The sequence below is a fragment of the Rhizobium leguminosarum genome (assembly GCF_019798305.1).
Lineage (GTDB): Bacteria > Pseudomonadota > Alphaproteobacteria > Rhizobiales > Rhizobiaceae > Rhizobium > Rhizobium leguminosarum_U.
This window is the reverse complement of sequence record NZ_JAAXDD010000002.1, coordinates 214,095-236,676: the sequence shown is the minus strand read 5'-3', so window position 1 is coordinate 236,676 and position 22,582 is coordinate 214,095. Positions and strand designations below refer to the sequence as shown.

Sequence of the window (22,582 nt, the reverse complement as noted above, 5' to 3'; positions counted from 1 at the left end):
GAGGGTGCGGCAGCGCCCTCTTTCACCGGACGACCACGAAGCGCCTGTTCAAGTCGCCCCAGGCTGTCTTGCCACTTCGTAGCGAGCCCGGCTCAGGCTGACCAGGCTCGCTATTGCCGCGCAGCCGCCTGCAGCGACGATCGCAAATTCGAGCGCGCTCGACAACGGCAATGTTGCGAAGATGATCGACATGCAGATCCCACCCAGGGTTTGGCCGAGAAGCCGCGCGGTGCCTTGCATGGCGCCGGCGGCGCCGCTTCTGGCTTTCGGCGCCGACAGAAGGAGAATTCGGTTGTTCGGCGTTTGGAACAGTCCGAAACCGACGCCGGCGATCACAGTGCCGACGAGAAACGCGATACCTCTCGGGTCGGGCGGGGTGATTCCGACCATCAGGAGGCCCAAGGCGAGCAGCGCGCCGCCGATCGCGCAAAGCCATGCCGTCTTGACGCGGTTTGCCAAACGTCCGGAAATGGGCGCGATGATCGCGGTCGCCGCAGGCCAGGGCATCATGTATAGACCGGCCAGAACAGGCGTCATGTGCAGCGTGTGTTGAAGGTAAAAGGGCAGCGCGATGTAGCTCAGCATCTGGCCGCAGAAGCAGGATACCGAGGCGATGACCGCCACGCGGAATGCCGGTTCCGCCAGCAGGTCCGTGGGAACGATTGGTGCGTCACTGTCCCGTTCAAGGCGCAGCAGGACGAAAAGGCAGGCTAGCGAGGCGGTAATGAGGACGGCACCGCTTATCGGCGCGATCGCTATCCGGTCGGCGCCGCAGAAGAATAGGATGAACATCAGCGTGTTGGCCAGCATCGCCTTCGCGTTCAGCTTTCGCTTCGCGGCCTGAATTTGCCCGAGCTGACCGCCGCCGAGCAGAACGATGGCGCCGAGTGGTATATTGACTGCAAACAGCCAGGGCCAGGTGGTGACAGAAAGAATGGCGCCGGCAATGCCGGGGCCGGCAGCGGAAGAAATGGCGATGACCATGGCATTGATGCCGATGATCGGACCGAGCATGTGCTGCGGCACGGCCGAGCGCAGGTTCATCATGGCAAGCGCCATGATCGCGCCACCTCCCAAGCCCTGCGCGAAACGAGCAAGGATCAGTAAGGGAAGGTCGCCCGCAAAGGCGCAGGCCGCGGAAGCCGCGGTGAACAGCGCGACGCCGATCAGGAAGACCCGCCGCGCGCCGTAGATTTCACCCAGCGCACCACATGGAAGAATCGCGACGAGCACGGCCAGCTGATAGGCCGAGACGACCCATACGGTGCCACCCGCCTCCGCGTGCAGCGAGACCGCGATCGAAGGTAGAGCGACATTGGCAATGGCTCCGTCTAAAACGACAAGAACAAGCGTAAGAAGCAGCATGGCAATGGCCAGGTACCGTCGAGGCGACGTCAGGCCATCTTGAGAAACTGGTGTGGCGTAGGTGAGGGACATGAGAACTCCTCGTGGTTGGTGGATGGTCGACTACTTAGGCTTTGCTGATTGCCCGCGCCAGACGCAACGAAATCAATTGACCGTTGCGTATTGCGCCATACCTGAAATAGAATTCAGCCATGTCTGATCTCGATCTCAACCTCTTGGTGGCACTGGATGCGTTGCTGCGCGAGCAGAGCGTATCGGCCGCCGCTCGTCGGCTTGGTCTCAGCACGTCCGCCATGAGCCGGACGCTGTCACGGTTGAGGACTGCGCTAGGTGATCCGATCCTTGTGCCGGCCGGGCGCGGCATGGTTGCGACGCCCCATGCCCTGGCGATTGGCGCCGAGGTACATTTGTTGAAAGAAGCTGTGCAAGCCGTGCTTAGTCCGCCGTCGACCGTGGAGATCCGGGAGGTGCGCCGCCATTTCACCATCCGTGCCAATGAGGCATTCGTGCTTCTCTACGCCGCGGGTCTGAGCGCCGCTGTGACGAACGCTGCGCCGGGGATAAGGCTTCGCTTTGCCCCAAGATCGGACAAGGATGTTCAGGCTTTGAGGGACGCAGCCATAGATTTGGACATCGGTGTCCTCCCGCGAGACAGCGGGGAACTGCGTTGCCAAACCCTTTTCGAGGATCGGTATGTCGGTCTCGCAAGGCTAGGGCACCCGATCTTCGATGCAGATCGGATAACGGCGGAGCGTTATGCTGCCTGGGGCCATGTGCTCTTCTCGACACAAGCGGATTTTGCCGGTCCGATCGACAGGGCGCTCGCCGAATTGGGCCATGTCCGTGATGTCAGACTGATCGTGCCAAGCTTTCCGGCGGTGATAGCAGTTGCTGCGGCATCCGATTTGATCGGCTCGATTCCGAAGTCATATTGCAAGTCCGCCGCGATAAGCCATATCGAAACCTTTGACCTGCCCGTTCCCGTGTCGGGTTTCAACATCGTGCAGGCGTGGCACCCCCGCATGGACGCAGATCCCGTGCATCGCTGGCTGAGGGCGCTGATTTTTGAGACCTTCCACTCAATGAACTGAGTGCGTGGCCCGCCAAAGCAAGCGCTTCGTTCCCATTCCGCAGATGTGATCAGCGATCTTGTTCTGGGAGCGAGAATTGCTGCTCGGCAGCGCCGAATGATGATCGCTGATGGCGCCAATAAGCGGACATCAATTGTGAGCGGCTGCCAACCACGGTGAAATTACCGGCGGCTGCACGAATGCTAACAGAGGCTGTCAGCAACGGTGGTCGATAATCCTGAGATCGCGGGTGTCCGCGCCAGTCGCCATTTCGTCGGACTGTCCAGCTATACCGTCGGATGTCTGGGCTTCAATCCCGCCCCAATGGGAGCAGAGTCCCCGAGATGAAGCCGCACCATCGCATTTTCTTCATTCAGTTTGCCGTGGCCCTTTCCCTGGGGGCGTTTGTTTCGCGGCTGCCCGACCTTCAGCTCAAGTTCAGCCTGACCGAAGGGGAGCTTGGCCTTCTGCTCGCCGTCCTGTCCTCCGGGGTTCTCTGCGGGTTGACTTTCTCGGTGAGGTTCATCGAGAGGCTCGGTGCGCGCACCACCGCCTTCGTCACCGTTTTCGGTGCGTCGCTGTTTTTCGCGCTGATCCCCTGGATGCAATCAGCTCTTCTGGCGGTGCCATTGTTCTTCATTGCCGGCGTTTTTACCGGAGCATTCGAGATCAACGCCAATATCGAAACCGATCGCCATGAGGCGCTGCTTGGGTACCGCATCATGAGCCGGGCTCACGGCATGTGGAGCCTCGGCTTCTGCATCACCGCCCTTGTTGCCGCCGGCATGCGGCAGGCTGCAGTCTCCATCGAACTGCATAGATTCATCGTCCTCGTGTCGAGTGCAACCGTAGGGTTGAGACGCTGCGCCGCCCGTCGGGATCCCAAGGTCGTGCATGTTCGAAACCGGCAGGCGCGACCACCGGCCCTCGCTGGGGAATGGAGCGAGCGCAAGGTATTGCCCGTCGGGTCGAAGTATTACAAACGACCTCCGGAAATATAGCTCGTATAGGTGACGAGCCAAGCTCACGCGCAGCCGTCAACTCTGGACGAATGGTCTTGTCGTTCAAGCACTTGCGGGCGCGTCGATCTCCGCAGAATGAAACTGGTTCGGATGGTGAAATTCCACCTTTCGTGCTTGTAAAACATATGTTTGCGGGTTTTTCGATCGTCGCCTTCTGCCGCAAAGTGAAGCTCGCCTACGGAGTTCCGCGCCTCGCTTCGGACAAATTTCTGCCGCCAAAATGCCAGTATTAGTTGTTTCTAAATCACGCCATAATTCGCATCTACGTTGCCCCGCCTGTTTTATTCTTCGCCACATTTCGGATCTTCAACATTATACAAACAATGGTGGGTAACTATGAAGGTTATTCTCGTCATCGTCCTCACGGCGCTTGCCGTGCCCTGTGAGGCGGACATGCTCGGCACGGCGTCCCGATACAAAAGCATGCATGAACGCTCCATCTCCTTCCTCGGCATCAATCCGCGCCGGGTATCGTGGTGCGGCGCATTTCTAGCCTTTGTCGCCAAGCGATCTTCGCGACAGCCGCCGCCCAACCCCAACATGGCGGCGTCCTGGAGGAGTTTCGGCCAACCGGTCGGCGTCCGCTCCGCCAGGCGAGGGGATGTCGTGGTGATCCGCACCGGCAGGCGCTTTCATGTGAGCCTGTTCGACCACATCGACCCGGGCCGGCAGTACGTCTACCTTTTCGGTGGCAACCAATCCAACCGGGTCCAGCTGTCCAGATACCGCGCCAGTTCGGTCGTCGCGGTGCGACGATGATGCCGGCCTAAGGACAGGCATCGCTTCCGAAAAAGGCGAAGTATCACTCCTTGAAAACCTCTTGGCTGAAGAAGACCATTGAATTCAATGTTTTGTTGTTAACAGAGAGGTTTTTAAGGAGGTTATTTTCTGTAAACAGGCATGCAATTTTTGCCGCTGATGTTTCGGGCTTTCCCAGAAAAAGTTTGGCTTCTTGAAAATCGTTCCAACCTCGACGGCTGCTGCCGGCAAGTGGGCTTTCAGGTCCTGCAGGCCCTGACGTGGAGGAAGATCGGCGCGATGCGGGTATCGGCAACCACTGGCTCGGCGAGCGCCACCTCGACTGACGCCATGGGCTCGCCGAAAGCTTCGATCGTCAGTCCCGCTTCGACGATCATCGACACCCAGGTCGATGGCGTCCGGTGAAAACGCGGAATGGCGAACGGCGTCAGCGTCGCCCGTTCCGCTGGCGGTATGGAGGAGAAAATCCAGCGATCAATCCGGCCGTCGCGCTCGTCTAAATAATCGGCGATCTCAACCGCGACAGGCTCGCCGGCCTCACTGCGAATATTGCGGCGCGTCGGCGGCACGAAACAGGGATGCAGCATCGAAAACTGCAGGAAGCCGCCCGGCTTCAGGACGCGGTGGATGCCCTTCAGCACCTGGCGCTGGTCGGCCATGTCCATCATCGACATGAAGGCGGTGACGAAGTCGAAGCTCGCTTCCGGGAAATCGATGCTCTGGCCGTCGCCGAGCACGTAATTGATGCCGAGCGGCGCTTGCGTCTCGGTCTCGCGGGCATAGCGAATGAAGGTCGGGGCGATGTCGAGCCCCCTCATGCGGGCGCCGAGGCGGGCGACGGCGCGGGTGTTGGAACCTTCGCCGCAGCCGAGATCAAGCCCGGCAAGGCCTGCCACCGGCGGCAGCATCTCAAGAAAGGCCGGCGTGTTCAGCGCGTCGCGATATGCGCCTCGACATAGCTCTTTTCCCAGGCACGGTGTAATGCAAGTTTGAGCCACGTGGAGAAATGGAGGGAAAGATTGTGACTGCTCTTTCAGATGAACAACAGAGCGAGTTGAAAGCGTTATGGCACAGTCGAGACTTCCGAGTCTGGTTCGCCCGGCTGCAAGAAATCGCGCCCGAAGAAGTGGAGAAACTGCCAAGTTTTATGCGCGACACGTTTCTCAAGCTCAACGGCAATCAAGACAACGGCTTGGCAATATATGTGCCGCCCGAATGCGCGCCAGAAAAATTGGCCCATTATGAGGTTGCGCCCGACGACGAACTTGTGGTCGATCTCCCGTATCGCGACAAAGCGTCCGGTGAAACGCGCTTTGAACAGGGAACTGCCGCGATGTTACGGCAATTGGTTGAACTGGCAGAGCGTGATCCTAAGATCGTTCATCTTGTCATGGAGTATTGGGAGGCACTTCAGAAAGGTGCAGAGCTGAAGCAAGAGGTAGGTGGTGACGAATTGTGGCTCTCTCTACTGGAAGCCTATGATCATTTACTTGCAAGTGTATTTGGTCAGGGCAAAGGTCGGGGGCGCGTCGGGGTGAAATTGCTGAATATCTCGATTCACATGATCAGAAGCCACGTTCTCTCTAATCGCGAGGCATGAGAAATGGATGATAAAGGGGCGGGCTGTTTGATGGAGGCAGTTGGCACCACGTTCGCAGGCAGCGCTTATGTTATATAGGGGCACGATGTTTGCCATTGCCCTTCTCACGGCATATTCGCCCGTCGTGGCGGCGGTGCGAGAAATCCCCTCACTGGAGCCCCCTGCCGACGCCGGCGCCCCTGGGCGATTGAGTGGTCAACGTCCGATCTGAAGGACCAGATGACGCCAGACTTTGGTTCTTTGTTCGGATCGGGTGGACTTACCAGATCGAACGATATCGGTCGCTGATCGAAAAAGTAGGCCCTAGATTTTCGCACGGTGTGCCTTCTCCATGACGAAGACGATATCGGCCCATTCGAACAGTTCTGTCGACAGCGAGTTTTCGGCATCCTTGTTCGTGCCTGCCGAGGAGACCTCGATATCAGGCCAGTTCGCGAAGACCTGTTCGGCCGTCGGGCTGCGAAGCTTGTTCTGACTGCAGACGAACAGGACGTTTTTCACGTTTCGATCTCTCTTGGAGCGAGTGAGGCCGGCGATAGCACAATTTCGTGTCCGAGCGAACCAAGGGAGTTTATGCGTCACCCTCGGCTGACACTCTTGAACGCGGTGATGATGCTCTGGGCAGCGAGTTGTGCCTCATCTGACGTCGTTTGGAAATTGGTGACGGAGAGGCGCAGGACGTCGCGGCCGCGCCATTTGGCACCGCCGGCGAAGATGATGCCGTCCGCCTGGATCTTTCCGATCGTCTTTCGGGTCAACGCGTCGCCTTCGTCGGAGGCGAGGTCCGCTCCGAAGCGGATGACGAGTTGGTTCAGCGCCACTTCGTTCAGTATGGCGATGCCCGGTTGCCGCGACAGGAGATCGGCCATCAGCCGCGCTGAGGTGCAGCACTGGTCGATGAGGGTGGCGATGCCGTCGCGGCCGAGATGTTTCAGCATCGCCCAAGTGGCAAAGCCGCGCGACCTTCTCGAAAGCTCGGGCACGTAGTGGGAGGGATCGCGTTCGCCTTGGCCGGCGAGCGGCAGATAGCTCGCGGCGATCGTCATGGCGCGGCGATGGGCGAGCTCGTCGCGGACGATCGCATAGCCGCAATCATAGGGCGTCTGCAGCCACTTGTGGCCGTCAGTCGCCCAGCTGTCGGCCGCTTCGATGCCGCGGCTGAGGTGGCTGGTCTTCGCTGACGCCTGCGCCCAGAGGCCAAAGGCGCCATCGATATGCACCCAGGCGCCTTTCGCCTTCAACAGCGGGATGATGGCGGCAAAATCGTCGAAGGCGCCGGTATTGATCTGCCCCGCCTGGAGAACAGCGATGACCGGTCCAGAGACAGTATCGAGCGTGCCGACCAGCGTGGCCGGGTCTATCCGTCCCATTGCGTCGGTGGGCAGGCGCAGCACGCGATCATGCCCGAGGCCAAGGAACTGAAGCGCGGAGAAGACGGTGGTGTGGGCGTCGTCGCCGATCAGCACGGTAATCTCGGGCGCACCGAACAGGCCCTTTGCATCGGCATCCCAGCTCGCCTGGCGCAGCACCTCGCCGCGTGCGGCGGCAAGGCAGGTGAAGTTGGCCACCGTCGCACCGGTGACGAAGCCGACCGAGCTTTCGGCGGGCAGCTTCAGGAGATCGAGGAGCCATCTCGCCGCGACGGTCTCGACGGCGGACGCGGCCGGTGCGACGACATGGTTTCCGGCATTCTGGCCCCAGGCGCTGGTGAGGAAATCGGCGGCGACACCGACCGGATGGGAGCCGCCGATGACCCAACCGAAAAAGCGCGGCCCTGTGGTTGCATGTAGCCCGGGTTCTGCGCCATCCGAGAGGCGCCTGATGACATCAAGCATATCGGAACCGGCCGCCGGCAGCGGCTCGTCGAAACAGGCAAGCGAGGCTGCGTAGTCGTGGGTGGGCATATGGCGGGCGGGTGCTGCCTGCCGGAACGCGGCGGCAAGGCGGGCGGCCTCCTGAAACAGAGATGCGATTGCCGACATGCGAATCCCCCTGCCGCCGCCGATCCTGAAGGGCCGCCCTCAAAAAGCAGGCTGCTGGCGGCATGCAATCTAGCCCATATCGGTGACGCTGTCTTTCCCCGGGAGATCCGGGCCGGGTCCGGCGGCTCTACCTCGTCCTTGCCGAGACCCTCAAGACAATTTGAGCATCGGGGAGAGGCTTCCTAACTATATACAATAATTACCTTATTCGGTGCTGTCCATTTTTCAAAATCCGGGGCTCTTGTTGAAAATGATTGCCTTCGTCGCAAGTATCGTTCAATAATGAGGAAATATCATTTGCACCATTGTCAAGTTGGTGCTGCCAATCAGCGAGGGATATGCACTGAAATATTTCCTTCTCTACGCGCTGACATGCACGTTGGTCGGGATAGTTCTTGTCTTCACCATCGGCGAAGTTGTGCGGTTCAAGATCGACAAGCCGACCGATCAATCGGTGGCCGGACCAACTGATGAGCCAGTTGCCGGGCAAACCGAGCAATCAGCGGCCGGACCAACCGGTGAGCCGTTGAACGCAGCAACCGGCAAGCCGGTGCCGGGGGCAACCGGCGAGCCGGTGCCCGGGCCAACAGCCGATCAATCCGCCGTCCAACCAGTCGATCCCTTGGTCGTCCGATCCACTGGCCAACCGGTCGACGGGCCAGCCCGTGAACCGATGGTCGGGCCAACCGGCGAACCGGCTGCGAGGCCGACCGATCAATCGGTGGTCGGCCCGAGCGATGAACCGGTCGTCCGGAAGGGCGGCCGGCTGGGTAGTCCGGCGCAGTAATCGGCGCTTGAGATGATGGATTTCTATTCGATCTCATAACTCTAAGCATAGGCCGAAGTACGAGGCTTGCTGACACCGGTTGACGGCTGGGGCCATCTGTATTGAGAGTACCTGTCATTTTGCAGGAGGTCCCGATGGATGGAAGCGGCGCGACGATCAGACATATCCAGGCAGACGAAGTGGAGGCTTTCCGACGCATCCGCCTGGAAGCGCTTCGCACCGAACCTTCCCTCTTTGCAAGCCGCTACGAAGACTGGGCGGCTCTTTCTCTCGAGGAGTGGCGCAATCGCCTGAACGAGCCGGTTTTCATCGCCTTTCAGGATGGCGAACCCGTTGGCATAACGGGCCTGCTTCGGCAGCGGTCGAGCAAGATGGCCCATCGCGCGACGATCATCATGGTTTACGTCAGAAGGAGCCTGCGCGGAACGGGCGTTGCGGGCAAGCTGCTCAGCGCGGTGGCCGACCATGCGCGCGGTATCGGCATCCTGCAGCTCGAACTTTTCGTCAGCGCGGAGAACCCGGCGGCAATACGCTTCTATCAGCGGCAAGGCTTCTCAGAGATCGGCCGGATTCCCGGCGGGGTTCTGGAAGAGGGCAGGGAGATCGACGACGTCATGATGGCTCGCCGTCTGGTCGGCTAACTCCCACCGAATATCAACCCATATCCGTTCGTCTGACCTATTGACCTCAAGCGGGGTTGGGGTTGCAGCATGCCGGCATGGGCTGGAGGTTTGGCCGTGACAAAAATTCTGAAAGACGAGGATCTGGTCGGCAGCACGCTGATGGCGGTCGCGATCGATGCGCTCGAGACCGCTTTTCTCGCGAGAGCCGGCGATCGACTGATCTCTCCGCCCCGGCACCATGTCTCGTTTCCCGATCGAGGTGATCTCGTCTTCACCGTCGGCGGCATCCTCGGCGACAAACCGCTCGCGGGCTTCCGGGTCTATGAAACATTCGACGGGGCGGAGCATTCGCAGATTGTCGCGGTATGGTCGGCGGACGACGCCAAGCTTAAAGGCATCGTTGTTGGAGAGCGTCTTGGCAACCTCAGAACCGGTGCGATCGGCGGTCTCGCAATCCGGCATCTCAGCGCGCCTGACGCCAGCATCGTCGGGATCCTCGGAAGCGGAGCGCAAGCACGAATTCAGCTTGCCGCAGCGGCCGCCGTTCGAAAACTGAACCGCGCCCGCGTCTATAGCCGAGACGAGAGGAATCGCGCCGCCTTTGCAACTGAGATGCAGCACACCTTGGGTATTGAAGTGGAGCCTGCCGGCAGCGCCTCTGAAGCCGTCGATGACGCCGACATCGTCATCTGCGCGACGACGAGCCGAACGCCCGTCATTCATGCGCGGGATTTGAAGCCCGGCGTGCACGTCAGCACCGTCGGCCCGAAAACGCGTGAGGGATACGAACTCGGCCTGGATGTCGCCGATGTCGCAGCCGTGATCGCAACGGACTCTCCCGAACAGACGCGCGCCTATGCTTCGCCCTTTTTCCTGGCCGGCTCCGGCAATGAGCACCGCATGGCCGACCTTGCCGATATCATGGCCGGGAAAGCGGCGGGGCGAGGATCGCCTGGCGATACGACCTTGTTTTGCTCCGTCGGCCTGGCTGGAACCGAAGTCGTCGTCGCCTCGGCAATCCTCGATATGCTGTGATCCTGTTTCCCTTTATTCACGCCAGACCCAGCACATCCCCCATGGCGTATTCGCCGGGCGCGCGCCCTGCGATCCAGCGGGCGGCGGCAAGCGCGCCGCGGGCGAACATGCCGCGATCGAGAGCCGAATGGGAGAGCGTCACGACCTCCTCGGCGGCGGCAAACAGGACGCTGTGTTCTCCGACCAGCCCGCCGGCGCGCAACACGGCGAAGCCGATTTCGCCCGTTGGGCGCTCACCGGTGATGCCGTCACGCCCGCGCCGCTCGACGGATGCAAGGGAAACTCCACGGCCCTTGGCGGCGGCTTCGCCAAGCATCAGCGCCGTGCCGGACGGCGCGTCGATCTTCCTGTTGTGATGGGCTTCGAGGATTTCGATATCCCAGCCACGCGCGGGAAGGGCGCGCGCCGCCTGGGCGACGAGGCCGACCAGGATGTTGACGCCGATGGAGAAATTGCCGGAGCGCAGGATCGGAATCGTGCGGGCGGCCTCTGTGATCCGTTCGAGTTCATCCGGCTCGAAACCCGTCGCCCCGATCACCAGGGCAGGTCCGCCGGCCGAAGCGCACAGGCCGGCAAGTTCGGCGGCTGCACGTCCCGTCGTGAAATCCAGGATCACGTCGGCTGCTCCGATTGCAGCCGAACGGTCGATCAGCCCGGCGCCTGCGGAGCCCTCACGGCCGATGCCGCCGACAAAGGCAAAACCCGAATCGCCCGCCAGCAGCGGCAGGATGGCGCGACCCATGCGGCCATTCGCGCCGGCGATGGCTATTTTGATTGGTGAGGTCACGGAGTTTCCTTCGCTGGCGATGTTTCCGGCTGAATGGTTATTTGCATCCAGCATTCGCGCCGGAGAAGGCGAGCTGCAACTACCTCATTCCGCTCCCGGCGCAAAACCGTATTTCCTGTGGTCCCTCTGGTCGTCTGGCGCTTACCAGTTGCCGGGGTCGGCGGTGTGATCGATGGTGGCGAATTCGTCGGCCTTTTCCCGGTCCAGCTTCACCTCCGTGGCAGCGCTCGTCTCGTTGACGACCGAGTAGCGGTCAGGGATCGGTCCCGTTGATAGTTCTTGGTACATGAGCAAGGCGGCCTCCTCGGCGGTATCGGCCTCGATCTCTCGGGTGATTGATACGGTGAATTTGTGCATGGCTTCGGCCTTTCGATCGGCGCGCCAGCATGCGCGCGGCTTGTACAGTCTGACACGAGTTTTGTGTCGATGACACTAACTGCTCGCTTAGGATTTGATTCATACGATGGCTTCAGGCCTTTGTTTTTATGAATGTCGCGGTGCCAGGCCGCCGGATAGTTTTGGGCGAACTCAGCCGAGGAGGTAGTTCATGCGCCTGAATCAAGTAACTGTCACGATGCCTGACCTCGATGCGGGCTGGAACTTCTACTGCGCTCTCGGTCTCACTCCGGTCGTCGACGCTCGTCCTCGCTATGCGCGCTTCGTCTGCCCGGACGGGGACAGCACCTTCTCCCTGCATCAGGGCGAAGGCGGCGGTGGCGGCACCACGGTGTATTTCGAGTGCGAGAAGCTGGACGAGACGGTCGGCAGTCTCAGCGAGGCTGGTGTTCGTTTCGTCACCGGACCGGAGGACAAGAGTTGGCTCTGGCGCGAGGCGGAGCTGTTCGACCCCGGCGGCAACCGCATCATCCTTTATTTCGCCGGTTCGAACCGCCTCGATCCGCCGTGGCGGGTGGATCAAGCTAAGCCTGCTTGAGGTAGGTGCTCGGCAGCCGATCCCGGCCATTCCCCGAATTGACGAATCGCGGCCGCCTCGGCATCTTTGGCTCGGCGTGGCCTAACGCCGAACCTCCCAGGACCTTCCCCAGCTAGGTCTTCAACTGGAGGCAAAGGGACTTTCGTCTCAGGTCGTGAACCTTGGTCCTGATGTTTCGGGCCTGTTGCTGGGGAACGATGTCCGGAACGTGAGAGGCCCTGATATGACTGAGAATGGAAATTTCAAGCGGCGGGTGCGTGCGCGCGCCGCCAAGACGGGTGAATCCTACACCGCCGCCCGCATGCATGTTCTTCCCAGGTCGGCGAACGATGCACTGCCTGCGGCAAGACGCTTGCGTCTGGCCGTGGCCCAGACCACCCATGCAGACGATCCCCGCGATGCCGACAAGCTTCGCCAGAGTGGACAGGAAATACGCCTGCTGATGCGGCGAGCGCGAGAGGCAGGCGCGCGGCTCATCCACTTTCCCGAAGGAACGACATCATCGCCGAACAAGCGCATCATGTCGGAAATCGGGCCGAGAGAGATCGGGCCGTCCGATTGGCGGCGGTTCGAATGGGCCGTGTTGCGTGAGGAACTGGATACAACGCGCAAGCTGGCGCGCGAGTTGGGGCTCTGGACGGTCATCGGCTCAGTGCATCCGCTGACGGCGCCGCATCGGCCGCACAACAGCCTCTATGTCGTCTCCGACCGCGGCGAACTGGTGACGCGTTACGATGAGCGCCTGCTGTCGAACACCAAGATCTCCTTCATGTACACGCCGGGTTCGATTCCCGTGACCTTCGAGGTCGACGGCATCCGTTTCGGCTGTGCGCTTGGTATGGAATGCCACTATCCGGAGATTTTCAGCGAATATGAGCGGCTCGACGTCCACTGTGTGCTGTTCTCGACGACAGGCGGCTCGCCGGCCAACGAGCCGTCCTTTGCTGCCGAGGCACAAGGGCATGCGGCAAGCAACAGCTACTGGGTCAGCTTCTCGATCCTTGCCCATCCCGGTCAGGCTGATCCGGCCTCTTCCGGGATCGTCGCGCCCGGCGGCCGATGGGCAGCGCAATGCCCTGCGGATGGAACGGCTGCGATATCGATTGCCGATATCGACGATAATCCCGGCGATCTTTCTCGGCGGTGGCGGCGCAAGGCGCGGAGCGGCCTCTACGAGCCGCATCGGGTTGACGGCGACCCGCGCAGCGACGGACGGGATATGTTTTAGAGCCGCGTCGTGTCGGCGGCACTCCGGCAAATTGAATGTAGCCGATGCTATAAGCACTTGCGGAACCGTACCAGCGGTTCCGCAATCGTCTCATAGCTGCTTGTCCGGAAGTCCTCGCATTGAACCCGAATGGTGTCAGCGGTCATCCCAATGGCCTCAACCATTTAGCAGCGCTCGGCAATCGTCCGCGTGAAATCGCTTCCATGGGCTGGAGAAAGACGGTTTGCTTCTTATTTCACCGGGGAATGCGAAACGAAGTGCGAAAGGACCGCGCAATGGCAAAGAACACGATCTGCGTATGGTACGACAAAGACGCTGAGGCCGCCGCCCGCTTCTATTCCGCGACTTTTCCCGACAGCGCCGTGCGTGCTGTCATTCGTGCACCGGGAGATTATCCTGACGGCAAGCAGGGAGACGTCCTGGTTGTTGAATTCACCGTTGCGGGTATTCCCTGCATCGGCCTGAACGGCGGTCCCGCGATCAAACACAACGAAGCCTTCTCCTTTCAGATCGCAACGGACACTCAGGAAGAAACCGATCGCTATTGGAACGCGATCGTCGGCAATGGTGGTCAGGAAAGTGAGTGCGGCTGGTGCAAGGACAAGTGGGGCGTGTCCTGGCAGATTACGCCGCGCGCCCTCTCCGAAGCCCTTTCGGCAGGCGGTGGCCAGGCAAAGCGTGCTTTTGACGCGATGATGACGATGAGGAAGATCGACATTGCGGCGATCGAGGCGGCCCGGCGCGGCTGAGGTGGCCTTGCGCAGAACGATCTTTTGCCGGGTCTCGCATCTGGAGGGGTCCGGCCGCGTTTCGATCCCCGCAATCGACTCAGAACCAGAGATCGTGCACGCAGCGCCCCTTGGATGGAAGGTCTTCAAACGTGTCCAGGCCGTCGAAATGATCGATAGGCAGATGCTGAACGAGATCCGGCGGCGCAAGCCGCATGTTGACGGCGATGCGCCGGCGGCCATCCTTTCCAAGCCGCAGGCTGCGCCAGCTCAAGACACAGGCGCAGGATGGGCAGAACAAGATTTCGAGAGACGGCTCGTCCCTGTCGGCGCGGGTGTAGGAGGCAGTCTCACCGGCGAGAGCGATGCGCTCTCCTTCGTAGTCATAGGCCCACAGCGTGCCGTAGCGCCGGCAAAGCGTGCAGTTGCAGGCGGTGATCGAGCCCGGATCACCTTCGAGTGTCCAGCTTGCCTTGCCGCAATGACATGAGCCCGTCAGCATGAGCGTCGGTTCAATCCTGTTCCCCGTTCAAGTTCGACATCCTGCCCCACTCGCGCGATGACCGCAATTGGCGCTTTCCGTCTCCGCTTGCTTCTCTGGCTTTCTAACCGGCGTTCGCGATACGTCAGGCTTCTTAGGACTTTCTGAAATTTCTATTTGAGATTGCAGCACGAAGATGATTTTCTGCGACCCAGCGTAGCTGAGTCCACGCCTCCTCCCGATTTTGATCCGAGTGGCCCATGTCGATTTCAGATGCGATTTACCGTCCCTTCGAAACCTTGATCCGGCCGCTCGACATCCCCTACCGGCCGATGCCCACCAAGGGACCTGTCGCGGTTCTTTTGCACTTCATCGTGATGTTTCGGGGCGTCATCATTACCATGGCGCTGACCTCGATGGCCATCGAAGCCATCAACCTTACGATCATCTGGGGTCTTTCGGTGATTGTCGACGGAGTGACGACACAAGGCGTGGAGCTCTTCGTCGACAGTAAATTCCGGCTGCTGGCAGTCCTCGCCTTTCTGCTTTTTCCCGTGATGCCCGTTCTTTTCTACATCACCAATATCCTCAACTCGCACACGATCGGCATCAGCCTGCCCGTTGCGATTCAATGGCAGGGGCACAAGGCGGTCGAGCGGCAGGACCTCGCCTTCTTCCATGATCTCTTCGCCGGCCAGGTCGCATCCCGACTCGGTCAGGTCGCCAGTGCCGTTCAGCAACAGATCCTGATCGCGTTCCAGACGGCACCCCGCTTCCTGCTTCAGATCATCGGCTCCGTTGTTCTTCTGCTCGCGCTCTCCTGGCAGCTTGCGCTGCCAGTCATCGTCTGGGTTGCCTTCAACGTGCTCTTTACGATCAAGGTCGTTCCTGATTTCACGGAACGCGCCCGCCGCTCGGCAAAGCAGAACAGCCTCATCTCCGGCGCTTTGACGGACATCTACGGCAATATCCAGATGGTCAAGCAGTTCGCAGCAGAAGATAGCGAGGCGGGTGCGCTGAGAAAGATCATGTCCGCCGGGGTCGATACGCTTCACCACGAGCAGCGGATCTACCGGACAACCGAACTCGTCGTCATCAGCCTCAACATGGTGCTCTGGCTCGTCATGCTCGGCATTAGCTTCTGGGGGCTGTTTGACCGATTCCTGACCGTGGGCGATTTCGCCGCAACGGTTTACATCCTTCAACGCCTCTCGGCAGGGTCCTTCACATTCCTGCAAATGGGACAGCAGGTCTTCCGCGCGCTCGGCACGATCAAGGATGCGATGCCGGTCATGACAACACCGCCTACCATCACAGACCGGCCGGATGCGACTGAACTGACGGTCAGCCGCGGGGAGATCCGTTTCGAGAACGTCCGCTTCGCCTACAAGTCGGGCAAGCCTGTCATCGATGACCTGTCGCTGACGGTTCGGCCCGGCGAAAAGGTAGGGCTCGTCGGCCTCTCCGGTGCCGGCAAGACGACGCTGGTGAGCTTGCTGCTGCGTTTTTACGACATAGAGGATGGTGCGGTCCTGATCGATGGGCAGGACATCCGCGAGATCACGCAGGCAAGCCTTCGCCGCGCCATTGGGGTCATCGCGCAGGACGTCGCGCTACTGCACCGTTCGGTCGGCGACAATATCCGTTACGGCCGGCCGGAGGCGACGAGGGGCGAGATCGAAGCGGTGGCGAAGATGGCAAGCGCCGATGTCTTCATCGCCGATCTTTCCGACGGCGAAGGCCGCAGCGGCTATGATGCCTTCGTCGGCGACCGCGGCATCAAACTCTCCGGCGGCCAGCGTCAGCGCGTGGCTATCGCCCGCGTTCTCCTGAAGGACGCGCCGATCCTCGTGTTGGACGAAGCGACCTCCGCCCTCGACAGCGAATCCGAAGCCGCCATCCAGGAAAGGCTGAACCTCGTCATGGAGGGAAAGACGGTGATCGCCATTGCACATCGCCTGTCGACCATCGCCAGGATGGACCGGATCGTCGTACTCGATCGCGGGCGCATCGTGGAAGAGGGCAGGCCGGATGAGCTGGTCGAACGCGACGGTTTGTTCGCGCGCCTGTGGAAACGCCAGACCGGCGGCTTCATTCCCGAAGACATCGATGAGCCCTTGCCGGCCTCGCCGGCGACCTGACCATCTGACTGAAAGAATTTGTCGGTGATGTCGGAACGCGGGTCGTTCACCCGTCCTTTGTCCGTGAAACAAAGTGGAGATGCCGGATGGGCAACCTTACCCTCACCACCTTCGACTGGGTCCCCGAGCCTCCCAGGGGTTATGTGCGTGACCTGCGTGTGCGTTGGGCGCTGGAAGAGAGCGGCTTGCCCTATCGTGTCGAGAGCGTACCGTTTCGCGGTCGCAAGCCCGAGCATTTCGTGCACCAGCCCTTCGGCCAGGTGCCGTGGTTGACCGATGGCGACATCTCGATTTTCGAGAGCGGCGCCATCCTGCTCCATCTCGGCAATCGCAGCGACGCGCTGATGCCCGCCGATCCGCGCGGTCGCGCCGAAGTTTTGGAATGGCTGTTTGCAGCGCTGAATTCCGTCGAGGCTGCAAGCCTGCCCTGGTCGATATTGATCTTCTCCGGCATCACGGGTGATGCGCCGGCATATGGGCTTATGGACTCGTTTCTCAAGGACCACCGGCTGAAGCACATGGAGCCGGTCCTGGCAGGGCGCGAATGGCTGGCGGGCACCTTCTCCGTCGCCGATATCCTCATGGCCGATGTGCTGCGCCTCATCAACCGGTTCGACGGATTGGCGGAATATCCCGCCTGCCGTGATTATGTCGCGCGCGCCACGGCCCGCCCATCTTTCGCAAAGGCGCATGCCGACCAGATCGCTCATTTTGCCGCGGCAGACTGAGCAGACCGGCGCCCAAAGCGTAGGGGACCGGACCTTCTCCGTCGCCGCACCCCGTGACGTTCGCGGCGGCTGTCCTGCCTATTGCGCGCAAGGGAACCGAGGGCAGGGTGGTCATGATCAATCTATCGGGCAGGCGCGACCCCGATGTCACCATCCGTCGCATTCTGAAGGTCAACCATGCGGGCGAGTTCGGCGCTATCAGGATCTATGGCGCCCAGATTCTGGTGGCTCGGCGGCTGTTTCCCGACATCGTGCCGGCACTTGAAGAGATGCGTCGGGACGAGATCGACCATTGCCGCCTGTTTCGCGAGGCGATGCCTGCAAGGTGCGCGAAGCCCTGTCGTGTCATGGAATTCTGGAGCCTCGGCGGTTCTGTGCTCGGCTTCCTGACGGCGCTTGCCGGGCGCAACATGATCTGGATTTGCACCGAGGCAATCGAAAGCACGGTTCATCGCCATCTCGAAGACCAGTTGGCTTTCCTTGCAAAGCGCGATCCCGAGCTTCACGCCCTCATCGCGTCGATCCAGGAACAGGAACTGGCGCATCTCAGGACGGCCGAAAGCAGCCAGAAAGGGCAGGGGCTCAGCCACGCCCTGCTGCTGCCCGTCGTCGGCGCCCTGACCGACCTGATGATCTGGCTCTCGACCTGGGGAGACTCGAGCTGGATGCGCGCCGAAATGGCGCGTGCGGGGAGGGGCTAGTCTTGCTGTGAAGACGACGGCTTGCCGCTGTCGGGGGCAGCCCTTGGAAGTAGCGCTTTGAATTGCTGCATAATTTTATCCTTCAATCGATTCCGATTTCAAGAATTATGCAGTGGAGGGAACATATCCGCCCTCCGCTGCTTTGACTCGCATTCCAAGTGAGCAGGTCCAAAGCCATGCACGTGCGGGTGATCACGTTCAATGTCTGGAATGTCGAGGGCGACAGCCGGCGGCATCAGATTATCAATAAGGAGCTTCGCCGTCTGAAGCCCGATCTTCTGGCATTGCAGGAGGTCATTCAAACGCGCGAGAAGGCGAGCCTCGATACCATCGTCGACGGGCTCGACATGCACATCACGCACCAACAGGACGTGCAGGCTTTCCAGCCGGCTTATTCCGACAGATATGGCGGCACGGCGATCGCGACCCGCTGGCCGCACAGGGTTGTCGAGGTGCTCGATCCAAGGATGCCACAGGCGCCTGATGTGCCCTGGGCGACCCTTGCCGCTGTCGTGAATCTTGGGGATGTTGGCAGCCTGCTCTTCATTGCGACGACTGCGGCCTGGCGCCCGGCTGCCGAGGTCGCGCGCGAGCGTCATGCAGTTGCGATCAGCGATCTCGACGCTAGGCATCGGCAAGACCTGCCGACCTTGATTGCCGGCGACCTCAATGCAGAACCGGATGCCGCATCTATACGGTTCCTGACCGGGCGGCAATCACTCGAGGGAAGAAGCGTCTGTTATTACGACGCCTGGGAAATAGCCGGTATCGGGACCGGAAAAACCTGGACCGGCGTCAACCCGAACGCCCTGGCTGGCGCCGAACGGATCATCGGACAGAGAAACTATCATCGACGATTTGACTACGTGCTGGTCGGATCGTGGGATGCGCATCCCAAGGGTCGGGCAGAGATCCAGTCGGTCGAATGCGTCCTCGATCGGCCGGTGGATGGAATATGGCCAAGCGATCACTACGGGGTCATGGTCGATCTCGACGTCCGGCCAAATGCAAAGGCCGGCTGACGAAATCGTGGGCACCTGCCCAGGTGCGCTACTCGATAAGCCCGAAGATGGGGCCGTAGCCGCCGTGCCAGGATCGGTCGTTGCGGCCCATTGCCGGATTGTAAAGTCCGACACCGCGTCCGCCATCGAGAAACAAGGCATCGGGGCATTTCAGATGGTCGCGGAAGAGCCGTGCGAAATCATGGAAATTCACGCCGTCTTCGCTGATCGCGAAACGAACCGTGCCATGCTCGCAGACGCCGACACCGTTGCGGCGGGTTCGGTCCGTCGAGCCGACGATGAAGATCGGGTTCAGCTTGTTGGCGATGACAAGCATCGGGCCGGATTGCGTGGCGAACTGCACCTTGGGCCGACGCTTCAGAAATTCATCGGTCGGGAGTATCCCGGCACCTGCCTCACCCAGAAAGAACACGCCGTTCGGCTTCTTATAGAAATTCGGCACCTGACCGGCGGAGCTTTCGACCTCCGTCGTATTGGCGGGCTGCAATTCCCTGGCGTTCTCGACATAGAGTCCCATCGGCGAAAAATCGGCCCGGTACATCCCGGCGTTGACGGCCAGGGCCAGCGTTCGCCCCTTGGCGCGAACGGCTTCGGCCAGGCTTGAAAAAGTGCGGTACGGCGCGCCTTCGGCGTTTTTCCAGAACAATCGCAGATCGGCTTTGCCTGGTTCCAGCGTGCAGACGACGTATTTCGCTTCTTCGAAGCCTTCCTGCTCGCATGGTTGCGCATGCGCCTGATGCAGGGATGTCATCGTTGCTGCCAGCATGATGGCCGCGGCGAATATGCCGTGTTTGAGATGGATCATAGTGTCACGTCCTCGAGCTGCTTACCATGTGCCTGACAAAGCCGTGCAGGCGAGCAGCACCCCGGTCAGGATATTCGCCAGGAACAGGCGATAATTCAGCTCCGGGCGGGCAAGATCGATCCGCCGGGTCTGCCAGGCAAAATGGATGGCGATCACCAGCATTCCGATCGCATAAGGCGGCGACATTTCCAACAGCCAGCCTCCGAGCGACCACGCGCCGACCGCCAGGGCATAAAACAGGCCGATCAAGGACTGGCCGTGCCGGCCGAACAGGATTGCCGTCGATTTCAGGCCAAGGCGGGCGTCGTCCTTCAGATCGACATAGGCATAGATCGTATCATAGCCGATCTGCCAGGCGATGGCCCCGGCCCACATCAGCAGGGCGCCCACCGGGATATGTCCTGCAGCCTCGGCCCATGCCATCAGGATCCCCCAGTTGAACGCCGCGCCCAGGACGGCCTGGGGCCAGTGGGTGAAACGCTTGCAGAGTGGATAGACGAAGACAAGCGGCAGGACACATATCGCGATGAGGCGCGTGTGGGGCGTCAGGAAAAACAGAAGCGAAGCCGCCAGTGCGAATTCAACGGTCAGGAAGATAAAGGCCTGTCGCGTGACGATCTCTCCACTTGCCAGAGGTCGAAAGCGGGTCCGCTCGACATGGCCATCAAATTTCCGATCGGCGATGTCGTTGACCGTCGAACCGGCACTTCTCATCAGAAGAGCGCCGAGAGAGAAGATCGCCAATTGCCTGAGATCCGGGTGACCGTGCGATGCCTGGATAAGGGCGGCCCAGCACGGGAAGAGCGTCAGCCAAATTCCGACCGGGCGATCCAGCCGCGCCAACCGCGCATATGGCCGCCATGCGATGGGCAGCCGGCGATCCACCCAGTCGCCACGGTGGATGTCGCTGAGATCGGGGCGGCTCAGAGTCGTCATGATGTGATCCAAATTTCCTGTCGCAAATAGCCATGAAGCCTCAGGTTTTTGTCGCCAGCGGCGCTGCCCAGAATAGGAATTTTTGCAGACACGGCAATAACCGTCCGATGCGATTGGTCGCTGACCTTCTGCGGAAAATGCGGCCAGTTGTGTTCGCATGTTTGCGGTATGAATTCTTCCGATCTTGGAGCAGCAAAAGGGAAGATCATGAGCGTCTACGCAACCGTCGGTGCAGTCGATTCCGTCAAATCGAATGGTTTTTATGATGCGACCCTGGCAACGATCGGTTGGAGCAAACATAGGGAACTTCCTGGATGGAGCGCTTATTCCGAAGGCGGGAAGGGTGAAGGTTTCGTTCTGTGGGTTTGCGAACCGTTCAACGGCGAACCGGCGAGCGCCGAAAATGTCTCGATGGTCGCTTTCATGGCCAAGTCCCGCGCCGAGGTGGATGCTTTTTACGATGCTGCCATGACCAACGGCGGAACGGACGAAGGCGCACCTGGTTTACGTCCGCACTACGGGCCGAACTGGTATTCCGCTTACGTGCGTGACCCCGCCGGAAACAAGATTGCTGTCGTCTGCGATAGCTGACGCCAACTCGATTGCCGCAACTCGACGTCGCGGGGATTTCCCTATTTCTCGGCGAATATGACGTGGGGACCGGCGCCGCGATCCGGCGCATCCCTGGGCAGGCCGAAGAAGCGTCTTGCCATTTCGGTCGGGCCGATATCCTCCAGGGATGTGAAGCCCAGGCTCAGCAATCGGTTCGCAAGATCCTCGGGATCGAAGTGCGTCAGCCATGGCTCGCCGGCCGCGGCCGTGCGCGCGCCCATTTCCGCGGCGCGGGCACGGCGTTCGGGCGAATAGTTTTCGAGGGGTTCGCTGTAGTCGAAGACGATGGATGCGCTCGGCAGGCCGGCGACGAAGCGCAACAGCGTAAAGACCGACGCCTCCGTGAGATATGACACGACGCCAAGCCAGATGAAGAAGGAGGGCGCCTCGGGCTCGAAGCCGGAATCGACGAGACGCGTTTTCAAATCCTGATGTTCGAAATCGACAGGAACGAATATCGGCAGGCTTTGCGTCAGTCCGGTCTCGTCAAGCCGCATCTGCTTCCAGTTCTGCGTCGCCGGGTGATCGACTTCGAAGACCTTCAGGCCGGTGTGGGGATTGCGCAGTGCACGAACCGCAGCGGATACCTTGTCATCGCCGGAAGACTAGAGCATGATTTTAACGCTGTAAAGATTAGATTGAGACATGGCCACACACGACGGATCGCCCCGCTATCATCACGGCAATTTGCGCCCCACACTGCTGTCCGTGGCGAGGGCGCTGTTGGAGGAAGGGGCCCGGCGGCGCTGAGCATGCGGGAGATCGGCCGCCGCGCCGGCGTCTCGGCTCCGGCGGCATACCATTATTTCAACAGCCTCGACGCCATCGCGGCGGCACTCGCCGAACAAGGATTTGCCGAACTCAGCGAAGGCATCGATGCAGCGCTAGCCGGTCCTCGGCGTCATCTGCTGGCCGGCGGCATCGCCTATGTCGCCTTTGCCCGCGCGAATCCAGGTCTCTACCGGCTGATGTTCGGGGAGGGCTTTCAAGCCTATTCCAAAGGAAACGAGGCGATACGCGCCCTGCGGATGCAGGTCTATCGGAGATGAAGGACGACCTGGAAAAGCGACTGACACCCGGAGACGTGCCGAACGCCGCGCTCTTTCTCTGGTCGCTGACGCATGGCCTTGCCTTGCTGATGATCGACGGTCAGGTCGAACCCGGTGCCGACCCCGACGCGAAGGTCGAGGATATCCTGAAGCTCGTGGGCATGGGGCTGCCTGCCGCGAGATAACA

Annotated in this window: 21 protein-coding genes and 5 pseudogenes; 16 read left to right on the top strand and 10 right to left on the bottom strand. The window is 60.7% G+C overall.

Annotation, left to right across the window (positions count from 1 at the left end):
* Positions 1 to 48: 48 nt before the first annotated feature.
* Entirely contained in the window at positions 49 to 1,365 is a 1,317-nt protein-coding gene (locus HFO99_RS04560) for an MFS transporter (RefSeq protein ID WP_222359905.1), read from the bottom strand.
* A 191-nt stretch (positions 1,366 to 1,556) separates the two neighbouring features.
* On the opposite strand from HFO99_RS04560, the gene HFO99_RS04555 reads away from it, so the two are divergent.
* From HFO99_RS04555 to HFO99_RS04545, 3 genes and pseudogenes are all read left to right on the top strand, one after another.
* Positions 1,557 to 2,456, top strand: coding sequence for a LysR family transcriptional regulator (locus HFO99_RS04555; RefSeq protein WP_222301204.1), 900 nt, complete (start codon positions 1,557 to 1,559; stop codon positions 2,454 to 2,456).
* A 323-nt stretch (positions 2,457 to 2,779) separates the two neighbouring features.
* A pseudogene (locus HFO99_RS04550) lies at positions 2,780 to 3,289 on the top strand (MFS transporter); the annotation flags it as partial.
* Positions 3,290 to 3,793: 504 nt separating this feature from the next.
* Positions 3,794 to 4,216, top strand: coding sequence for a TIGR02594 family protein (locus HFO99_RS04545; protein ID WP_017964829.1), 423 nt, complete (start codon positions 3,794 to 3,796; stop codon positions 4,214 to 4,216).
* A gap of 239 nt (positions 4,217 to 4,455) precedes the next feature.
* On the opposite strand, the pseudogene HFO99_RS04540 reads toward HFO99_RS04545, so the two are convergent.
* A pseudogene (locus HFO99_RS04540) lies at positions 4,456 to 5,160 on the bottom strand (class I SAM-dependent methyltransferase); the annotation flags it as partial.
* Between the two features lie 62 nt (positions 5,161 to 5,222).
* Between HFO99_RS04540 and HFO99_RS04535 the strand changes: the two are divergent.
* A complete protein-coding gene (locus HFO99_RS04535; protein ID WP_222359572.1) occupies positions 5,223 to 5,816 on the top strand; it encodes a hypothetical protein in 594 nt (197 codons plus the stop codon).
* Between the two features lie 306 nt (positions 5,817 to 6,122).
* Here HFO99_RS04535 and HFO99_RS04530 read toward each other — a convergent pair.
* Positions 6,123 to 6,317: pseudogene (locus HFO99_RS04530) on the bottom strand (phosphotyrosine protein phosphatase); the annotation flags it as partial.
* 77 nt (positions 6,318 to 6,394) lie between these two features.
* Positions 6,395 to 7,798 carry a pyridoxal phosphate-dependent decarboxylase family protein gene (locus HFO99_RS04525; protein ID WP_222359568.1) on the bottom strand — a complete coding sequence of 468 codons (1,404 nt, stop codon included), beginning with the start codon at positions 7,796 to 7,798 and terminating at the stop codon, positions 6,395 to 6,397.
* Positions 7,799 to 8,111: 313 nt separating this feature from the next.
* Between HFO99_RS04525 and HFO99_RS04520 the strand changes: the two genes are divergently transcribed.
* The 3 genes from HFO99_RS04520 to HFO99_RS04510 all read left to right on the top strand — a co-directional run bounded on the left by HFO99_RS04520 (position 8,112) and on the right by HFO99_RS04510 (position 10,243).
* Entirely contained in the window at positions 8,112 to 8,585 is a 474-nt protein-coding gene (locus HFO99_RS04520) for a hypothetical protein (protein ID WP_222359567.1), read from the top strand.
* 134 nt (positions 8,586 to 8,719) lie between these two features.
* Positions 8,720 to 9,226, top strand: a complete 507-nt coding sequence (locus tag HFO99_RS04515) for a GNAT family N-acetyltransferase (RefSeq protein WP_222301211.1) — start codon at positions 8,720 to 8,722, stop codon at positions 9,224 to 9,226.
* A gap of 96 nt (positions 9,227 to 9,322) precedes the next feature.
* Positions 9,323 to 10,243: an ornithine cyclodeaminase family protein gene (locus HFO99_RS04510; RefSeq protein ID WP_222359564.1), complete on the top strand. Its 921-nt coding sequence runs from the start codon at positions 9,323 to 9,325 to the stop codon at positions 10,241 to 10,243.
* 16 nt (positions 10,244 to 10,259) lie between these two features.
* Here HFO99_RS04510 and dapB read toward each other — a convergent pair whose 3' ends face one another.
* Positions 10,260 to 11,084, bottom strand: coding sequence for a 4-hydroxy-tetrahydrodipicolinate reductase (gene dapB / locus HFO99_RS04505; protein ID WP_222359562.1), 825 nt, complete (start codon positions 11,082 to 11,084; stop codon positions 10,260 to 10,262).
* Between the two features lie 87 nt (positions 11,085 to 11,171).
* Positions 11,172 to 11,387 carry a hypothetical protein gene (locus HFO99_RS04500; RefSeq protein WP_222359559.1) on the bottom strand — a complete coding sequence of 72 codons (216 nt, stop codon included), beginning with the start codon at positions 11,385 to 11,387 and terminating at the stop codon, positions 11,172 to 11,174.
* Positions 11,388 to 11,577: 190 nt separating this feature from the next.
* On the opposite strand from HFO99_RS04500, the gene HFO99_RS04495 reads away from it, so the two are divergent.
* From HFO99_RS04495 to HFO99_RS04485, 3 genes are all read left to right on the top strand, one after another.
* Positions 11,578 to 11,964 (top strand): VOC family protein, encoded by a 387-nt coding sequence (locus HFO99_RS04495; protein ID WP_222359557.1) that lies wholly within the window; start codon positions 11,578 to 11,580, stop codon positions 11,962 to 11,964.
* A 223-nt stretch (positions 11,965 to 12,187) separates the two neighbouring features.
* The gene (locus HFO99_RS04490) at positions 12,188 to 13,192 is read left to right on the top strand and encodes a carbon-nitrogen hydrolase family protein (protein WP_222359555.1); all 1,005 of its coding nucleotides are present in this window, start codon (positions 12,188 to 12,190) and stop codon (positions 13,190 to 13,192) included.
* A 275-nt stretch (positions 13,193 to 13,467) separates the two neighbouring features.
* Entirely contained in the window at positions 13,468 to 13,941 is a 474-nt protein-coding gene (locus HFO99_RS04485) for a VOC family protein (RefSeq protein WP_222359553.1), read from the top strand.
* Between the two features lie 79 nt (positions 13,942 to 14,020).
* Here the strand turns inward: HFO99_RS04485 and HFO99_RS04480 are convergent, their stop codons facing one another.
* Positions 14,021 to 14,422, bottom strand: coding sequence for a GFA family protein (locus HFO99_RS04480; protein ID WP_222359551.1), 402 nt, complete (start codon positions 14,420 to 14,422; stop codon positions 14,021 to 14,023).
* Positions 14,423 to 14,661: 239 nt separating this feature from the next.
* Here HFO99_RS04480 and HFO99_RS04475 point away from each other — a divergent pair, with 239 nt between their 5' ends.
* From HFO99_RS04475 to HFO99_RS04460, 4 genes are all read left to right on the top strand, one after another.
* On the top strand, positions 14,662 to 16,542 hold the full coding sequence (locus HFO99_RS04475) for an ABC transporter ATP-binding protein (RefSeq protein ID WP_222359549.1): 1,881 nt from the start codon (positions 14,662 to 14,664) through the stop codon (positions 16,540 to 16,542).
* Positions 16,543 to 16,628: 86 nt separating this feature from the next.
* A complete protein-coding gene (locus HFO99_RS04470) occupies positions 16,629 to 17,270 on the top strand; it encodes a glutathione S-transferase family protein (RefSeq protein WP_222301227.1) in 642 nt (213 codons plus the stop codon).
* A gap of 113 nt (positions 17,271 to 17,383) precedes the next feature.
* Positions 17,384 to 17,971, top strand: coding sequence for a demethoxyubiquinone hydroxylase family protein (locus tag HFO99_RS04465; RefSeq protein ID WP_222359547.1), 588 nt, complete (start codon positions 17,384 to 17,386; stop codon positions 17,969 to 17,971).
* A gap of 158 nt (positions 17,972 to 18,129) precedes the next feature.
* On the top strand, positions 18,130 to 18,993 hold the full coding sequence (locus HFO99_RS04460) for an endonuclease/exonuclease/phosphatase family protein (protein ID WP_315860467.1): 864 nt from the start codon (positions 18,130 to 18,132) through the stop codon (positions 18,991 to 18,993).
* Positions 18,994 to 19,021: 28 nt separating this feature from the next.
* On the opposite strand, the gene HFO99_RS04455 is transcribed toward HFO99_RS04460, so the two are convergent.
* Complete coding sequence (locus tag HFO99_RS04455; protein ID WP_222359545.1) at positions 19,022 to 19,798, bottom strand: phosphodiester glycosidase family protein; 777 nt, start codon at positions 19,796 to 19,798, stop codon at positions 19,022 to 19,024.
* 21 nt (positions 19,799 to 19,819) lie between these two features.
* Positions 19,820 to 20,734, bottom strand: a complete 915-nt coding sequence (gene ubiA, locus HFO99_RS04450; protein WP_222359543.1) for a 4-hydroxybenzoate octaprenyltransferase — start codon at positions 20,732 to 20,734, stop codon at positions 19,820 to 19,822.
* A 207-nt stretch (positions 20,735 to 20,941) separates the two neighbouring features.
* On the opposite strand from ubiA, the gene HFO99_RS04445 reads away from it, so the two are divergent.
* Positions 20,942 to 21,325 carry a VOC family protein gene (locus HFO99_RS04445; RefSeq protein WP_222359901.1) on the top strand — a complete coding sequence of 128 codons (384 nt, stop codon included), beginning with the start codon at positions 20,942 to 20,944 and terminating at the stop codon, positions 21,323 to 21,325.
* A gap of 41 nt (positions 21,326 to 21,366) precedes the next feature.
* Here HFO99_RS04445 and HFO99_RS04440 read toward each other — a convergent pair.
* Positions 21,367 to 21,915, bottom strand: a pseudogene (locus HFO99_RS04440) (class I SAM-dependent methyltransferase); the annotation flags it as partial.
* Between the two features lie 76 nt (positions 21,916 to 21,991).
* On the opposite strand from HFO99_RS04440, the pseudogene HFO99_RS04435 reads away from it, so the two are divergent.
* A pseudogene (locus HFO99_RS04435) lies at positions 21,992 to 22,580 on the top strand (TetR/AcrR family transcriptional regulator).
* The last annotated feature ends 2 nt before the right edge of the window (positions 22,581 to 22,582 follow it).

Coding starts and splice junctions, on each gene's coding strand:
- HFO99_RS04560 (WP_222359905.1), bottom strand. CDS start 1,365: ATGCTGCTTCTTACGCTTGTTCTTGTCGTTTTAGACGGAGCCATTGCC.
- HFO99_RS04555 (WP_222301204.1), top strand. CDS start 1,557: ATGTCTGATCTCGATCTCAACCTCTTGGTGGCACTGGATGCGTTGCTG.
- HFO99_RS04545 (WP_017964829.1), top strand. CDS start 3,794: ATGAAGGTTATTCTCGTCATCGTCCTCACGGCGCTTGCCGTGCCCTGT.
- HFO99_RS04535 (WP_222359572.1), top strand. CDS start 5,223: ATGGAGGGAAAGATTGTGACTGCTCTTTCAGATGAACAACAGAGCGAG.
- HFO99_RS04525 (WP_222359568.1), bottom strand. CDS start 7,798: ATGTCGGCAATCGCATCTCTGTTTCAGGAGGCCGCCCGCCTTGCCGCC.
- HFO99_RS04515 (WP_222301211.1), top strand. CDS start 8,720: ATGGATGGAAGCGGCGCGACGATCAGACATATCCAGGCAGACGAAGTG.
- dapB (WP_222359562.1), bottom strand. CDS start 11,084: ATGCTGGATGCAAATAACCATTCAGCCGGAAACATCGCCAGCGAAGGA.
- HFO99_RS04500 (WP_222359559.1), bottom strand. CDS start 11,387: ATGCACAAATTCACCGTATCAATCACCCGAGAGATCGAGGCCGATACC.
- HFO99_RS04495 (WP_222359557.1), top strand. CDS start 11,578: ATGCGCCTGAATCAAGTAACTGTCACGATGCCTGACCTCGATGCGGGC.
- HFO99_RS04490 (WP_222359555.1), top strand. CDS start 12,188: ATGACTGAGAATGGAAATTTCAAGCGGCGGGTGCGTGCGCGCGCCGCC.
- HFO99_RS04485 (WP_222359553.1), top strand. CDS start 13,468: ATGGCAAAGAACACGATCTGCGTATGGTACGACAAAGACGCTGAGGCC.
- HFO99_RS04480 (WP_222359551.1), bottom strand. CDS start 14,422: ATGCTGACGGGCTCATGTCATTGCGGCAAGGCAAGCTGGACACTCGAA.
- HFO99_RS04475 (WP_222359549.1), top strand. CDS start 14,662: ATGTCGATTTCAGATGCGATTTACCGTCCCTTCGAAACCTTGATCCGG.
- HFO99_RS04470 (WP_222301227.1), top strand. CDS start 16,629: ATGGGCAACCTTACCCTCACCACCTTCGACTGGGTCCCCGAGCCTCCC.
- HFO99_RS04465 (WP_222359547.1), top strand. CDS start 17,384: ATGATCAATCTATCGGGCAGGCGCGACCCCGATGTCACCATCCGTCGC.
- HFO99_RS04455 (WP_222359545.1), bottom strand. CDS start 19,798: ATGATCCATCTCAAACACGGCATATTCGCCGCGGCCATCATGCTGGCA.
- ubiA (WP_222359543.1), bottom strand. CDS start 20,734: ATGACGACTCTGAGCCGCCCCGATCTCAGCGACATCCACCGTGGCGAC.
- HFO99_RS04445 (WP_222359901.1), top strand. CDS start 20,942: ATGAGCGTCTACGCAACCGTCGGTGCAGTCGATTCCGTCAAATCGAAT.